Raw genomic sequence first — 13,924 nt, forward strand, 5'->3', positions numbered from 1 at the left:
CGGGACAATGATGTTCCGCCGCTCTCCCACGAGTATTCAAGAGGACTCCCATGCGTCTTATCCGCATGCTGTTGCCAGTACTGGCGTTGACCACCCTCACGGCCCACGCCGATGACAAGGACGTGGCGCGTCTGACCCAATTGCTGGAAACATCCAAGACCCTGAGCGCAAACTTCTCGCAGCTGACCCTCGATGGCGGCGGCACGCAGTTGCAGGAAACCACTGGCAACATGACGTTGCAGCGTCCGGGCCTGTTCTACTGGCACACCAATGCGCCGGCCGAGCAGACCATGGTTTCCGACGGCAAGAAAGTCACCCTGTGGGACCCGGATCTTGAGCAGGCTACCATCAAGAAGCTCGACGAGCGTCTGACCCAGACCCCGGCGCTGCTGCTGTCCGGTGACGTGTCGAAGATCAGCCAGAGCTTCGACATCAGTGCGAAAGAGGCGGGCGGCGTGATCGACTTCACCCTCAAGCCGAAAACCAAGGACACGCTGTTCGATAACCTGCGCCTGTCGTTCCGCAACGGTCTGCTCAACGACATGCAACTGATCGACAGCGTTGGTCAGCGCACCAACATCCTGTTCACCGGGGTGAAGGCCAACGAGCCGGTGCCGGCTTCGAAGTTCAAGTTCGACATCCCTAAGGGCGCTGACGTTATTCAGGAATAAACCCCGAACCTGTGGGAGGCGGGCTTTGTGATAAAGGCCTGCCTGGTGGGCTTTTGTGGTGAGGGGATTTATCCCCGATGGGCTGCGGAGCGGCCCCAAGAGCGGCGACTGCTTCGCAGCCGATCGGGGATAAATCCCCTCGCCACAGGGTCATCAACAGGTTTCAGAAAATCAGAGGTTTCAACGCTAAGTGATGGATCTGTTTCGCAGTGCACCGATTGCCCAGCCACTGGCCGCGCGTTTGCGTGCGACCAATCTGGACGAGTACGTCGGTCAGGAGCACCTGCTGGCTCGCGGCAAACCTCTGCGTGAGGCGCTGGAGCAGGGTGCTCTGCATTCGATGATTTTCTGGGGGCCGCCGGGCGTGGGTAAAACCACACTGGCGCGGTTGCTCGCGGAAGTCTCGGATGCGCACTTCGAAACGGTCTCGGCGGTGCTCGCCGGGGTCAAGGAGATCCGTCAGGCCGTTGAAATCGCCAAGCAGCAGGCCGGCCAGTACGGCAAGCGCACGATTCTGTTCGTCGATGAAGTGCACCGTTTCAACAAGTCCCAGCAGGACGCGTTCCTGCCGTACGTTGAAGACGGCACGCTGATCTTCATCGGCGCCACCACTGAAAATCCTTCGTTTGAACTCAACAACGCGCTGTTGTCGCGGGCCCGCGTCTACGTTCTGAAAAGCCTCGACGAAGCGGCGCTGCGTAAATTGGTGCATCGCGCGCTGACGGAAGAGCGCGGTTTGGGCAAACGTAACCTGACGTTGAACGACGAAGGCTTCCAGATGTTGTTGTCCGCCGCCGATGGTGATGGCCGACGTCTGCTCAATTTGCTGGAAAACGCCTCCGACCTTGCCGAAGATGACAGCGAGATTGGCACCGAACTTTTGCAAAGCCTGCTCGGCGACACCCGTCGGCGTTTCGACAAGGGCGGTGAAGCGTTCTACGACCAGATCTCCGCGCTGCACAAATCGGTGCGCGGCTCCAATCCCGACGGTGCGTTGTACTGGTTCGCGCGGATGATCGACGGCGGTTGTGATCCGCTGTACCTGGCCCGGCGCGTGGTGCGTATGGCCAGCGAAGACATCGGCAACGCCGACCCACGCGCCCTCAGCCTGTGTCTGGCTGCATGGGAAGTGCAGGAGCGCCTCGGCAGCCCGGAAGGCGAGTTGGCGGTGGCCCAGGCCATCACCTATCTGGCCTGCGCGCCAAAAAGCAACGCGGTGTACATGGGCTTCAAGACCGCACTGCGCGCCGCCGCGGAAAACGGTTCGCTGGAAGTGCCATTGCACCTGCGCAACGCGCCGACCAAATTGATGAAACAACTGGGTTATGGCGATGAATACCGCTACGCCCACGACGAGCCGGACGCCTACGCCGCCGGCGAAGACTATTTTCCGGAAGAGCTTGAGCCGATCCCGTTCTATCAGCCAGTGCCCCGAGGCCTTGAGTTGAAGATCGGCGAAAAGCTCAATCACCTCGCGCAACTCGATCGTTTAAGCCCAAGACAGCGGAGAAAATAGTGATTCCATTGATTGTTGCGGTCTCCGTCGGCGGGGTCGCCGGCACGTTGTTGCGCTTCGCCACCGGCAATTGGGTCACCGCCAATTGGCCGCGGCACTTCTATACCGCGACGCTGGCCGTTAATATCGTGGGCTGTCTGCTGATTGGCGTGTTGTACGGCCTGTTTTTGATACGCCCGGAAGTGCCGATCGAGGTACGCGCCGGGTTGATGGTTGGCTTCCTCGGGGGGCTGACGACTTTTTCATCCTTTTCACTGGATACGGTGCGCCTGCTGGAAAGCGGGCAAGTACCGCTGGCTCTGGGCTATGCGGCACTCAGCGTATTCGGCGGGCTGCTCGCAACGTGGGCCGGCCTGTCTTTGACCAAACTTTGATAACGAGAAACCGACATGCTCGATTCCAAACTGTTACGTAGCAACCTTCAGGACGTAGCGGACCGCCTGGCTTCCCGTGGCTATGCCCTGGATACCGCGCGCATCGAAGCGCTGGAAGAACAGCGCAAGACCGTCCAGACCCGCACCGAAGCACTGCAGGCTGAGCGTAACGCGCGTTCCAAATCCATCGGTCAGGCCAAGCAGCGCGGCGAAGACATCGCGCCGTTGATGGCGGACGTCGAGCGCATGGCAGCCGAATTGAGCGCCGGTAAAGTCGAACTGGACGCGATCCAGACCGAACTGGACTCGATCCTCCTCGGCATCCCGAACCTGCCACACGAATCCGTTCCGGTCGGCAAAGACGAAGACGACAACGTTGAAGTGCGCCGCTGGGGCACGCCGACTGCGTTTGATTTTGAAGTCAAAGACCACGTAGCCCTGGGCGAGAAGTTCGGCTGGCTGGATTTCGAAACCGCCGCCAAGCTGTCCGGCGCACGTTTCGCCCTGTTGCGTGGCCCGATTGCTCGTCTGCACCGCGCACTGGCGCAGTTCATGATCAACCTGCACGTCAACGAGCACGGCTATGAAGAGGCCTACACGCCTTATCTGGTCCAGGCCCCGGCGCTGCAAGGCACCGGTCAACTGCCGAAGTTCGAAGAAGACCTGTTCAAGATCGCCCGCGAAGGCGAAGCCGATCTGTACCTGATCCCGACCGCCGAAGTGTCGCTGACCAACATTGTTGCTGGCGAAATCGTCGATTCGAAACTGCTGCCGATCAAGTTCGTTGCGCACACGCCGTGCTTCCGTAGCGAAGCGGGCGCGTCGGGTCGTGACACCCGCGGCATGATCCGTCAGCACCAGTTCGACAAGGTTGAAATGGTCCAGATCGTTGAGCCATCGACTTCGATGGAAGCGCTGGAAGGCTTGACCGCCAACGCCGAGAAAGTCCTGCAGTTGCTGGGCCTGCCTTACCGCACCCTGGCGCTGTGCACTGGCGACATGGGCTTCAGCGCGGTCAAGACTTACGATCTGGAAGTGTGGATCCCGAGCCAGGACAAGTACCGCGAAATTTCGTCGTGCTCCAACTGCGGCGATTTCCAGGCCCGTCGCATGCAGGCGCGTTTCCGCAACCCGGAAACCGGCAAGCCTGAGCTGGTACACACCCTGAATGGCTCTGGCCTGGCGGTCGGTCGTACCCTCGTTGCCGTGCTGGAAAACTATCAGCAGGCCGACGGTTCGATCCGCGTGCCGGACGTACTGAAGCCGTACATGGGTGGCCTTGAGGTCATCGGCTAAATGAAATATCTGCCGCTGTTTCACAACCTGCGCGGCAGTCGTGTGTTGGTCGTCGGTGGGGGGGAAATTGCCTTGCGCAAATCCCGCCTGCTGGCCGACGCCGGTGCGCTGCTGCGGGTGGTAGCACCTGAAATCGAAACGCAACTGCGTGAATTGGTGGTCGCCAGCGGTGGCGAGTGCCTGTTGCGCGGTTACGCCGAAGCGGATCTGGACAGCTGCGTGCTGATTATCGCCGCCACCGACGACGAAACGCTGAATGCACAGGTCTCCACCGATGCTCATCGGCGTTGCGTGCCGGTCAACGTGGTCGATGCGCCTGCCTTGTGCAGCGTGATCTTCCCGGCCATCGTCGATCGCTCGCCGCTGATCGTCGCGATCTCCAGCGGCGGCGACGCGCCAGTGCTGGCCCGTTTGATCCGCGCCAAGATCGAAACCTGGATTCCTTCCACCTACGGCCAATTGGCCGGTCTGGCGGCGCGTTTCCGCAATCAGGTGAAAAACCTGTTTCCGGATGTGCAGCAGCGTCGCGGGTTCTGGGAAGACGTCTTTCAAGGCCCGATTGCCGATCGGCAACTGGCCGGCCAAGGCTCTGAAGCCGAACGTCTGTTGCAAGCCAAGATCGACGGCGAAGCGACCATCACGACCGGTGAGGTGTATCTGGTCGGCGCAGGTCCGGGCGATCCGGATTTGCTGACCTTCAAGGCTTTACGTCTGATGCAACAAGCCGATGTGGTGTTGTACGACCGTCTGGTCGCACCGGCGATTCTTGACCTGTGCCGTCGCGATGCCGAGCGGGTTTATGTCGGCAAGCGCCGCGCCGATCACGCCGTGCCGCAGGATCAGATCAATCAGCAACTGGTCGATCTGGCCAAGGCCGGCAAGCGGGTGGTGCGGTTGAAGGGCGGCGATCCGTTTATCTTCGGCCGTGGTGGCGAAGAGATTGAAGAGCTGGCGGCCCACGGCATTCCATTTCAAGTGGTGCCGGGCATTACCGCGGCCAGCGGTTGCGCGGCGTATGCCGGGATTCCGCTGACTCATCGCGATCACGCGCAGTCGGTGCGATTTGTCACCGGGCATTTGAAGGACGGCTCCACCGATCTACCGTGGGCCGACCTTGTCGCGCCGGCGCAGACGCTGGTGTTCTACATGGGCCTGGTGGGCTTGCCGGTCATTTGTGAGCAGTTGATCAAGCATGGTCGCTCGGCGGATACCCCGGCGGCGTTGATTCAGCAGGGCACTACGGTCAATCAGCGGGTCTTTACTGGCACGCTGGCCGATTTGCCGCGTTTGGTGGCGGAGCATGAAGTGCATGCGCCGACATTGGTGATCGTCGGCGAAGTGGTGCAGCTGCGCGAGAAACTGGCGTGGTTTGAAGGGGCTCAGGCGCAAGTCTGAGTCAAAGCAAAAAGATCGCAGCCTTCGGCAGCTCCTACAGGGAACGCATTCTCATGTAGGAGCTGTCGAAGGCTGCGATCTTTTGCTTTTGTGGTTAGCCCTTAGACCAAACCCCTTTCCCGCTCAGCCGCGCCCGGTCATGGGCCACAGTGAAATCCTGCTCCGGCCCCTTCGGCACAACCCCTGTCGGGTTGATCGTCTTGTGGCTGCCGTAGTAGTGGTTCTTGATGTGCTGGAAATCCACGGTTTCGGCGATCCCCGGCCACTGATAAAGCTCACGCAGCCAGTTCGACAGATTCGGGTAATCGGCGATCCGCCGCAGGTTGCACTTGAAGTGGCCGTGATACACCGCGTCAAACCGGATTATCGTGGTGAACAGACGAATATCCGCTTCAGTCAGGTACTCACCCGACAGATAACGGTTGGCATCCAATACCTGTTCCAGGTGATCGAGTTCGGCAAACACTTCATCGAACGCCTCTTCATAAGCCTGTTGCGAGGTGGCGAACCCGGCGCGATAGACACCGTTGTTGACCGCCGGATAAATCCGCTCGTTCAAGGCATCGATCTCGCTACGCAGCGGCGCCGGGTAGAAGTCCAGATCATTGCCGGTCAGACCATCGAATGCACTGTTGAACATGCGGATGATCTCCGCCGATTCATTGCTGACGATGCGTTTGAGTCTTTTGTCCCACAGCACCGGCACGGTAACGCGCCCGGTGTAGTCCGGTGTGTCGGCGGTGTAGCGCTGGCGCATGAAGTCGAAGTGGTCGAGCTTGTCGCCGGTCGAGCCGAGCGCGGTGTCGAAGGTCCAGCCGTTTTCCAGCATCAGCCAGCTGACCACGGAAACGTCGATCAGGCTTTCCAGACCTTTGAGTTTGCGCAGGATCAGCGTGCGATGTGCCCACGGACAGGCGAGCGAAACGTAGAGATGATAGCGCCCGGCCTCGGCAGCAAAGCCGCCTTCGCCGCTCGGGCCTGGCTGGCCGTCCGCGGTGACCCAGTTGCGCCGTTGCGCCTGTTCGCGCTGGAACGCGCCGTCCTTGCTGCTTTCGTACCACTTGTCCTGCCAGCGGCCATCGACGAGTAAACCCATGATCAAGACTCCGTAAACCAATAAGCGTTGGAGTGGAGTCTATTCCGATGAGTTCGAACAAAAAGCGCAAAGATCGGGCGCGAATGATCGGTTAAATCGATTTGTCCCGCGCCGCCCAGAATTGCTCGGCCGTTTCGAACGCCTGCTCACGGGGCTGGCCGAGACCGCGTAACGCCAACGCCATGGTCGAAATCAGGGCCATCTGCGGATAGCTGTCGACCACATCGCCGCGCCATACGGCTTTCAGATGCTCAACATCCAGCGAGGCTGGTTTGACGTGACGTTGCGCCGACAATTGCGGCCATTCCTCGTCCCAGCTCTCGCCGCCCGTTGTGCCGTAGAGATGGCTGTCAGCATCCGGGTTGATTTCAATTTCACCGCCATCGCCCTTGACCACAATCGCCGTATCGCCGAGCAAACCGCTGGCATCGCGGTGCACGGCTTGATAACCGGGGTGGAAGATACTTTGCAGACCGCAGCGCGCGCCCAGCGGATTGAGAATCCGCGCCAGCGAGTGGATCGGCGAGCGCAGGCCCAGGGTGTTGCGCAAATCGATCATCTTCTGCAATTGCGGCGCCCAGTCCACCAGTGGCATGAACGCCAGACCGCCGTTGTCCAGCGCCGTACCCGCTTGCTGCCAGTTGCGGCACAAAGGGATGCTCAGCTCCCCGAGCAGTTGCTCGCTGTACAGACGCCCGGCAGTGTGCGCGCCGCCGCCATGCATGAAGATGCGCACGCCGTTCTGCGCCAGGCACTTGGCCGCCAGCAGATACCACGGCAGATGCCGCTTCTTGCCCGCGTAGGTTGGCCAGTCCAGATCGACATTCAAGGCTGGTGCCTGCAAACGCTCACGCAGCGCTTCGGTGAAACCGGCCATTTCCTCGGCGCTTTCTTCCTTGTGTCGCAGCAGCATCAAAAAGGCACCGAGCTGGGTGTCTTCGACCTTGTCGTCGAGCACCATGCCCATTGCTTCCCGGGCCTCGACGCGAGTCAGGTCGCGAGCGCCACGCTTGCCCTTGCCAAGGATTCGCACGAACTGGGCGAATGGATGCTCGGCGGGCGTTTCGAGGGTCAGCGCTGGATAGTCGGTCATAGGCAATTCGTCGGTTTGGGCAGGCCCGCCAGTTTCGCGGCGAGTTTGGCAGGGGTGCCTTTGAACAGTCGGTTCAGGTGCAGGCTGTTGCCTTTGTCCACGCCGAGTTTCAGCGCGGTGTACTTGATCAGCGGCCGCGTGGCCGGGGACAGCTGGAATTCTGCATAGAAGCTGCGCAGCAGTTCGAGGACTTCCCAGTGCTCGGCGGTCAATTCGATGTCTTCAGCGGCAGCGAGGGCACTGGCGACGTCGTGTGACCAGTCGCTGAGGTCAACGAGGAAGCCGTCCTTGTCCAGTTCGATGGTGCGGGCGCCGACGGTCATGGAATTCATAGCCAACTGTTGACCTTGTCGTGGTGAATCGACAGTTCGACGAAGGCCGGATAATCGATGGCTTCGGCCCAGTCCGGAGTGTCGATGGCGCGAGCCTCCATATCTTCGGCCAGAACCAATAATTTGATCTGGCGGCTTTGCAGTTCGGTAAACGGCGCGGTACCCGGTTGCAACGCGTAGACCGCGTCGCCGGATAGCAGCAACGCATCAGCGCTGCCGATCAAGCGCAGGCAACTGCTCAGGCGATCGTCGCCAAACGGGGAATGAGACAACACATGCAAAGTCGACATCAGAGGGTGATCACCTGGTCGTAACGGTCAATAAGGGCGGTGATTTGCTCGGCGGCGAGCGGTGCTGCTTCGTCCAGCGACAATTTGCCAAGGCCGCGAGCGCTGGCACTGTCGGCGCAATAGAACAGCTCTTCGACGCCAAACATTGGCAGCGCTTGCAGGTTGGCACTCAGGTCTTTCTGTTGCACAGCCTTGGCGTTTTGCCCTGCGGCCAGTTGCAGCACGCCGTTATCGAGAAACAGCAGACCGATCGGCAGATCGAAAGCGCCGCCGGCCAGCACGATGTCCAGCGCTTCGCGGGCAGCAGGGCCGGACCACGGCGACTGGCGGCTGATGATCAACAAGGATTTGGCCATCTCAAGACCCTCCGAAACAGATCAGGCGGTCGGCGTCTTGCACCGCGTCATGCAACTGACCGAGGCCAGACAATTCCCATGGTGCGCTGACGGACACGGCATCTCGCTGATAGCGCTGGGCCTCTTCGGCATTCAGCACCCCGCGGCGCAGGGCGGCGGCGATGCACACCACGCCATCCAGTTGTTGCTCGCTGATGAATGCGCGCCATTGTTTGGGCAGGTCCAGCTCGTCCTGCGGCGTGACCACCGCGTCAGAGGCGTTGTAGACGCCGTCCTGATAGAAAAACAGCCGGACAATCTCATGCCCGCCGGCCAGTGCGGCCTGCGCAAACAGCAGGGCTCGGCGCGAGGAGGGCGCATGGGCGGCGGAAAACAGCGCAATGGCGAACTTCATGACGGACTCGATCAGCAAAACTGCGGGCATGATAAAGCTTTATCGGCGCAGTCGCGAAACCCAAGTTGCTTCTGGCCATAACCCTGTAGGAGCTGTCGAGTGAAACGAGGCTGCGATCTTTTGATCTTGAAAAGCAGGATCAACAGATCGCAGCGTGCCGCAGTTCCTACAGGGGATCGTGTTCTCAACGGGGCATGTAGCCCAATTGCCAGCGTCGGGGAATTGTCAGGGACAGCAACCCCACCACTGCCGCTAGCAAACCGCTGACGAACATCGCCTTGAGCCCCAGATGATGTTCCAGTAGCGCACCCAGAATCGCGCCAATGAACATCCCGCTCCACGGCACCAACTGCACTCGCCAACCGCCGCGGCGTTCGCCGAGCATCCAGCGGCCCAGTCCACGTCCAAATCGCGACAGCGCCCCGGTCACGTAGGTCAGCCCGACCGGAAGGCCGTTCACTTCCTCGACGGCGGCGTTAAGCATGCCCATCGCGATGATTGCCGCCAGCAGCGCCGGCAGTTGTGCCTCAATCGGTAACGCTGCCGCCATGCAGAGCAGGGTGGCGATGCACAGCAGCAAGGGTAGCGTTCGCCGCCCGCCCAGCCTTGCGACCACCACGCCCAGGGCATTACCGAGGACAAACGTGGCCACCAGAATGACCAGACGCAACGTCAGCCCCATGTCGCCATCACTGATCGCCACGGCCAGGCGTGTGGTATTGCCGCTCATGAACGAGACGAAATCGCCGCTGGCCATAAAGCCGATAGCATCCGTCATCCCGGCCAGCACCGACAGGCTGGCCACCAGCGCCAGTCCCACACGACCGCGCCATTTCTGCTTGTGCAGATGGCCGGGACTGGCACGGTGGGTCGAGGTTGAGGGCAGCATCGGTGCGGATATCCTTGAGCAATGATTACGGTTCTATGCCATACAGATCGCAGTATTCCAGCCAATCCATCCCGGCCATTTCCGCGACTTCGCGATGCACTTCCAGACGTTGCGCCTGATACTCTTCAGGCGTCTCGGCCGTCAGTTGCAAGGTCAGTTCCCAGGCAAACAAGCCTCGACTTTCCGCCTCGGCCTCAAACGCTTCGTGCAGGCGTTCCTCTCTATATTGCGCCTGGGTTTCACCTTTGGCCTGGGCCAGCAATGGATTGAGATGGTCGAGGGTTTCGCGCAAGTCGGGGTGCGCGTCGAGAAACAGTTTCAGAGCGTGTTCATGTCGCTGGTCGATAGGCGCCATGTGTTTTCCTTGTGAGGCTGATGACCTTAGGTTGCCGCAGCTGCCCGCGCGTGTCGCGCTATAAATGCAGTAAAGCAGAACGATTCCCGCTGCTGCGGTGATACAGTCCGCTTTTTTGTGAATGAGCGAATGCAATGCGAATTCTGATGGTGGCGTTGGCCGCGACGGTGCTGGCCGGTTGCGCGGGTTCGGTGATGGACAATGCCCGCACCCAAACCCCAAACAAGGTTCTGACCTCGAACAAACCCGAAAAAAACGTGGCCCAGTGCGTGCAATTCGCCTGGCAGGACGAAGCGGTGTTCGGCGTCGATGCCGGGGCTTATCTGCAGCCGGGCAAGAAGGGCGGTTCGACGGTGTACACGCGCTCGGCGGAGTCGTTTGTCGATGTGAGTACGGATGCTTCCGGCACGGTGTTGAACTACTACGCGCAGAAGGATGATTTTGTTGCCAAGCGACGGTTGGCGGCGTTGGCGACTTGTCTCTAATGTCAGTCAGTTGCCCTATGCGGTGACTTCAATGGCCCCATCGCGGGCAAGCCCGCTCCCACAATGTATGTGTCGCTCACAAAACCTGTGGGAGCAGGCTTGCCCGCGATGGGGCCAGTCGATTCAACCCATCAAGCGCTTCTGGAAATAATGCCGCTTGTGCCCAGGCGGATAGTCAACGATCTCCCCGAACTGGCAGAACCCCAGCTTCTTGTAGAACTCCGGCGCCTGAAAACTGAAGGTGTCCAGCCAGATGCCCAGGCAGTTCTTGTCCCTGGCCATCGCTTCGGCCATGACCATCAGCTCCGAGCCGATTCCCTGTCCCCGACCCTGCTCCGGGACTGACAGCAATTCAACGTACATCCACTGAAAAATCACCCGACCATACAATCCACCGAGAATCGCGTCGTGCTCATCGCGCACCATCAGGGCGAAGGGCTCCGATTTCGAGCCACCCGTCTGGGCGTCGTTGTAGGCGATCAAAGGCTGGAGAATGGCCTGACGTTGTTCTTCCGTGGGGTTTTGCGACAACTCGATGCGCAAGTTCATGCAGGACTTCCTTGTGGTGTGAGCCCCCAGCCTATCCTGCGCAAGGGGTGTCCTCCAAGTCCCGTTCAACCCCGTGGAACCGTCGCTCCCGCGCTGCGGTCTAGCATTCACAGCGTCATTTCAGAACGCGATTGATGAGGACCCTCCATGAATATTTTCGAAGCCCTTCGTGAAAGCCATGATCGCCAGCGCAGCTACGCCGAAAACCTGATCAAAACCAGTGGCGATACCCCTGAAAGGGCCGAAGCGTACAAGCAGCTCAAAGCCGAGTTGCAAGCCCACGAAACTGCCGAGGAACGCCACTTCTATATCCCGCTGATGGCGTTCGACAACGGTGTTGACCTTAGCCGGCACGCCATCGCCGAGCACCATGAGATGGACGAAATGATGGAAGAGCTGGACGAGACCGAGATGTCCAGCCCGGCATGGCTGGCGACTGCCAAAAAGCTTTCGGACAAGGTCCATCACCACCTCAAGGAAGAGGAGCAGAAGTTCTTCCAGATGGCCGGCAAACTGCTTAGCGAAAAGCAGAAAGAACAATTGGCCGGGGAATACGAAAAGGAGTTCAACGCTCAGTTAGGTTGAGTTGAGAAGGGCGGCTTTTGCAGCGTCGGCGTGTAATCCTTTTGCCATACGCGGTGTGGGTGTTTTCGCAGGGTGCTGTATATGCATACAGTGTTTGTTGGTGTTTTGAGCGTGACGGTCGACGAGCGCGTCAAAACCGCCGATGGACAAAAAAATCACCTCCGTTAGCTTGAAGGCCTCTCCTCGGGAAGGAGAGTTCTTAAATCAACGGAGTGAAAAACATGAATCAGGCAAACACTGAAACCCAACTGCGACACGGTCGCGTCACATCTCCAGCAAGCCGCGGCTCGGTGGCCATTGATCTAGGGCTGCTGGGCGACTGGCAGGTCAATGAAATGGAAGGGGGCAAGAACTTTCCGGCGCTGATTGCCGGACCGTTTCCGTCACCCTACCAAACCGACTCCGCCAGTGTCGCCCCGCCCGCAGACGGCTACATTCTCAGCGGCGGCAAGTCTGATGCGCGCGATTGCGTGAACTTCACCCATGAGGAAATGAGCAAGAAACTCAATCGTCCATTCACGTGGCCGCTGCTCAATGTCACCCCGGGTCAGATCCTCGAGGTCAAATGGGTGTACACCGCGCCGCACACCACCCGTGGCTATCGCTGGTTGATCACCAAGGACGGCTGGGATCCGAAACTACGCATCACCCGTGCGCAGCTGGAAGCACAACCGTTCTTTGAGGACTTCTACACTCAGGTGCCTTACTACAGTCATTCGGCAGAACTGAAAGCCAAGGTCAACCACTCGGTGAAACTGCCGGCGAGCAAGAAAGGCCATCACGTTATCGTGCTGATGTGGATCGTTGCCAACACCGGTAACGCCTTCTATCAGGCGTTCGACGTCGACTTCAAATAACGGCAGCTGCGGCAACTGCTCGATAGCTGAAAATAAACAAGCCCGGTAGCGCTGCCGGGCTTTTTTAATTGGCGCGATTATTCGACCATGGCGGCCTCTCGATGAAAAAAGGATCAGGCGTCATGCGCGACACAGCCGAGCGGGTCAACATTGTCGACACTCAGGTGTTGTCCCATGACTGGTATTTGCTGAAGAAAATTACCTTCGACTACCACCGCAATAACGGTGAATGGCAGCGTCAGACGCGCGAGGTGTATGACCGCGGCAATGGCGCTGCCATTTTGCTGTTCAACCGCGAGAAGCGCACTGTGGTGCTGACCCGGCAGTTCCGTTTGCCGGTGTTCGTCAACGGCCATGATGGTCTGCTGATCGAAGTGGCGGCCGGCTTGCTGGAGGGTGCCGCCCCGGAACAGCGGATTCGCGATGAGGCCGAGGAAGAAACCGGCTATCGCGTACATGACGTGAAGAAGGTATTCGAGGCCTACATGAGCCCCGGTTCGGTGACCGAGAAACTGCACTTTTTTATTGCCGAGTACGACTCGGCCTCGAAGGTCAGCGACGGTGGCGGTCTGGAAGAAGAAACCGAAGAACTGGAGGTGCTGGAGTGGTCATTCGATGAAGCGCTGGCAGCCTTCCATCGCGGCGAGATCTGTGATGCCAAGACCATCATGCTGCTGCAATACGCGGCGATGAATAACCTGTTCAACCTGTAAAGCAACGGCCGCAGCCTTCGGTGTTCCCCTGTAGGAGCTGCCGCAGGCTGCGATCTTTTGATCTTTCTGCGCGTATTAAAATAAATCTCCCGTTTGACCCGCTCCCGACCAATCACCACCCTCCAGCCTCAACAACCGCTCCTTCGCCTCAAGCCCCCCGGCAAACCCGGTCAATTTCCCGGACGCGCCAATCACCCGATGACACGGCGCAACAATCGAAATCGGGTTGCGCCCATTCGCTGCGCCCACTGCACGCACTGCCGCGGGGTTGCCGATCTGTTGAGCAATCTGGCTATAGGTGCGGGTCTCCCCGAACGGGATAGTCAGCAAGGCGGCCCAGACCTGTTTCTGAAAATCCGTACCGACAAAATCCAGCTCGAGCTCAAAGCAATTGCGCGTCCCGGCAAAATATTCTTCCAGTTGCCGAGCGGTTTTCAGCAGGACCGGATTGTCCGGTGCTTGGGTCATCGGCCCGAGTCGCACGCGGTTCGGTCGGTCGTTTTCCCAGAGGATGGCCGCCAGTCGAGCGCCGTTCGCGACCAGCTTCAGTTCGCCGACCGGCGAGGGCAGGGTGATGAAGGTAAAAGACATGCGAGCAAACTCCGAATCGGTGCGGCAACAGCGCCCAGCATACGGGTTGATCGGGGAGGCGCAATACGCAATCCCGACCATACTGCT

At 59.6% G+C, this 13,924-nt stretch carries 19 protein-coding genes; 9 read left to right on the forward strand and 10 right to left on the reverse strand.

Going from position 1 to position 13,924, the window contains the following annotated elements:
• The first annotated feature begins 50 nt into the window (after positions 1 to 50).
• The 5 genes from lolA to cysG all read left to right on the forward strand — a co-directional run bounded on the left by lolA (position 51) and on the right by cysG (position 5,252).
• Positions 51 to 671 carry an outer membrane lipoprotein periplasmic chaperone LolA gene (lolA, locus tag ICA16_RS01650; protein ID WP_042559849.1) on the forward strand — a complete coding sequence of 207 codons (621 nt, stop codon included), beginning with the start codon at positions 51 to 53 and terminating at the stop codon, positions 669 to 671.
• 193 nt (positions 672 to 864) lie between these two features.
• Positions 865 to 2,187: a replication-associated recombination protein A gene (locus tag ICA16_RS01655; RefSeq protein ID WP_042559848.1), complete on the forward strand. Its 1,323-nt coding sequence runs from the start codon at positions 865 to 867 to the stop codon at positions 2,185 to 2,187.
• The gene (gene crcB, locus ICA16_RS01660; RefSeq protein WP_150615234.1) at positions 2,187 to 2,561 is read left to right on the forward strand and encodes a fluoride efflux transporter CrcB; all 375 of its coding nucleotides are present in this window, start codon (positions 2,187 to 2,189) and stop codon (positions 2,559 to 2,561) included. Before ICA16_RS01655 ends, crcB begins: the two co-directional genes overlap by 1 nt.
• A 15-nt stretch (positions 2,562 to 2,576) precedes the next feature.
• Positions 2,577 to 3,857 carry a serine--tRNA ligase gene (serS, locus tag ICA16_RS01665; protein WP_150604184.1) on the forward strand — a complete coding sequence of 427 codons (1,281 nt, stop codon included), beginning with the start codon at positions 2,577 to 2,579 and terminating at the stop codon, positions 3,855 to 3,857.
• The gene (cysG, locus tag ICA16_RS01670) at positions 3,858 to 5,252 is read left to right on the forward strand and encodes a siroheme synthase CysG (RefSeq protein ID WP_210553058.1); all 1,395 of its coding nucleotides are present in this window, start codon (positions 3,858 to 3,860) and stop codon (positions 5,250 to 5,252) included.
• Positions 5,253 to 5,346: 94 nt separating this feature from the next.
• Here the strand turns inward: cysG and ICA16_RS01675 are convergent, their stop codons facing one another.
• The 8 genes from ICA16_RS01675 to ICA16_RS01710 form a co-directional block, all read right to left on the reverse strand.
• Positions 5,347 to 6,348, reverse strand: coding sequence for a glutathione S-transferase family protein (locus ICA16_RS01675; RefSeq protein WP_210699761.1), 1,002 nt, complete (start codon positions 6,346 to 6,348; stop codon positions 5,347 to 5,349).
• Between the two features lie 91 nt (positions 6,349 to 6,439).
• Positions 6,440 to 7,441, reverse strand: a complete 1,002-nt coding sequence (locus ICA16_RS01680) for a glycosyl transferase family protein (RefSeq protein ID WP_210699762.1) — start codon at positions 7,439 to 7,441, stop codon at positions 6,440 to 6,442.
• Positions 7,438 to 7,773: a TusE/DsrC/DsvC family sulfur relay protein gene (locus tag ICA16_RS01685; protein ID WP_210699763.1), complete on the reverse strand. Its 336-nt coding sequence runs from the start codon at positions 7,771 to 7,773 to the stop codon at positions 7,438 to 7,440. The genes ICA16_RS01680 and ICA16_RS01685 overlap by 4 nt, the downstream gene beginning before the upstream one ends.
• Positions 7,770 to 8,063, reverse strand: coding sequence for a sulfurtransferase complex subunit TusB (gene tusB, locus ICA16_RS01690; protein WP_210553055.1), 294 nt, complete (start codon positions 8,061 to 8,063; stop codon positions 7,770 to 7,772). The genes ICA16_RS01685 and tusB overlap by 4 nt, the downstream gene beginning before the upstream one ends.
• Complete coding sequence (gene tusC, locus ICA16_RS01695) at positions 8,063 to 8,419, reverse strand: sulfurtransferase complex subunit TusC (protein ID WP_150615239.1); 357 nt, start codon at positions 8,417 to 8,419, stop codon at positions 8,063 to 8,065. Before tusC ends, tusB begins: the two co-directional genes overlap by 1 nt.
• A gap of 1 nt (position 8,420) precedes the next feature.
• Positions 8,421 to 8,813, reverse strand: coding sequence for a sulfurtransferase complex subunit TusD (gene tusD, locus ICA16_RS01700; protein WP_210553053.1), 393 nt, complete (start codon positions 8,811 to 8,813; stop codon positions 8,421 to 8,423).
• Positions 8,814 to 8,997: 184 nt separating this feature from the next.
• A complete protein-coding gene (locus ICA16_RS01705; RefSeq protein ID WP_210699764.1) occupies positions 8,998 to 9,702 on the reverse strand; it encodes a YoaK family protein in 705 nt (234 codons plus the stop codon).
• Between the two features lie 25 nt (positions 9,703 to 9,727).
• Positions 9,728 to 10,057, reverse strand: a complete 330-nt coding sequence (locus tag ICA16_RS01710; protein ID WP_150615844.1) for a DUF6388 family protein — start codon at positions 10,055 to 10,057, stop codon at positions 9,728 to 9,730.
• Positions 10,058 to 10,191: 134 nt separating this feature from the next.
• Here ICA16_RS01710 and ICA16_RS01715 point away from each other — a divergent pair, with 134 nt between their 5' ends.
• Complete coding sequence (locus tag ICA16_RS01715; RefSeq protein ID WP_150597235.1) at positions 10,192 to 10,542, forward strand: hypothetical protein; 351 nt, start codon at positions 10,192 to 10,194, stop codon at positions 10,540 to 10,542.
• 123 nt (positions 10,543 to 10,665) lie between these two features.
• On the opposite strand, the gene ICA16_RS01720 is transcribed toward ICA16_RS01715, so the two are convergent.
• Positions 10,666 to 11,091: a GNAT family N-acetyltransferase gene (locus tag ICA16_RS01720; protein WP_210699765.1), complete on the reverse strand. Its 426-nt coding sequence runs from the start codon at positions 11,089 to 11,091 to the stop codon at positions 10,666 to 10,668.
• 147 nt (positions 11,092 to 11,238) lie between these two features.
• Between ICA16_RS01720 and ICA16_RS01725 the strand changes: the two genes are divergently transcribed.
• From ICA16_RS01725 to ICA16_RS01735, 3 genes are all read left to right on the forward strand, one after another.
• On the forward strand, positions 11,239 to 11,676 hold the full coding sequence (locus ICA16_RS01725; protein WP_042559835.1) for a hemerythrin domain-containing protein: 438 nt from the start codon (positions 11,239 to 11,241) through the stop codon (positions 11,674 to 11,676).
• Between the two features lie 221 nt (positions 11,677 to 11,897).
• Complete coding sequence (locus ICA16_RS01730; protein WP_210699766.1) at positions 11,898 to 12,533, forward strand: lytic polysaccharide monooxygenase auxiliary activity family 9 protein; 636 nt, start codon at positions 11,898 to 11,900, stop codon at positions 12,531 to 12,533.
• A 122-nt stretch (positions 12,534 to 12,655) separates the two neighbouring features.
• Entirely contained in the window at positions 12,656 to 13,246 is a 591-nt protein-coding gene (locus tag ICA16_RS01735) for an NUDIX domain-containing protein (RefSeq protein WP_210699767.1), read from the forward strand.
• Positions 13,247 to 13,321: 75 nt separating this feature from the next.
• On the opposite strand, the gene ICA16_RS01740 is transcribed toward ICA16_RS01735, so the two are convergent.
• Positions 13,322 to 13,837, reverse strand: coding sequence for a methylated-DNA--[protein]-cysteine S-methyltransferase (locus ICA16_RS01740; RefSeq protein WP_210699768.1), 516 nt, complete (start codon positions 13,835 to 13,837; stop codon positions 13,322 to 13,324).
• Positions 13,838 to 13,924: the final 87 nt, after the last annotated feature.

Source organism: Pseudomonas anatoliensis, from assembly GCF_017976235.1.
Classification (GTDB): domain Bacteria; phylum Pseudomonadota; class Gammaproteobacteria; order Pseudomonadales; family Pseudomonadaceae; genus Aquipseudomonas; species Aquipseudomonas anatoliensis.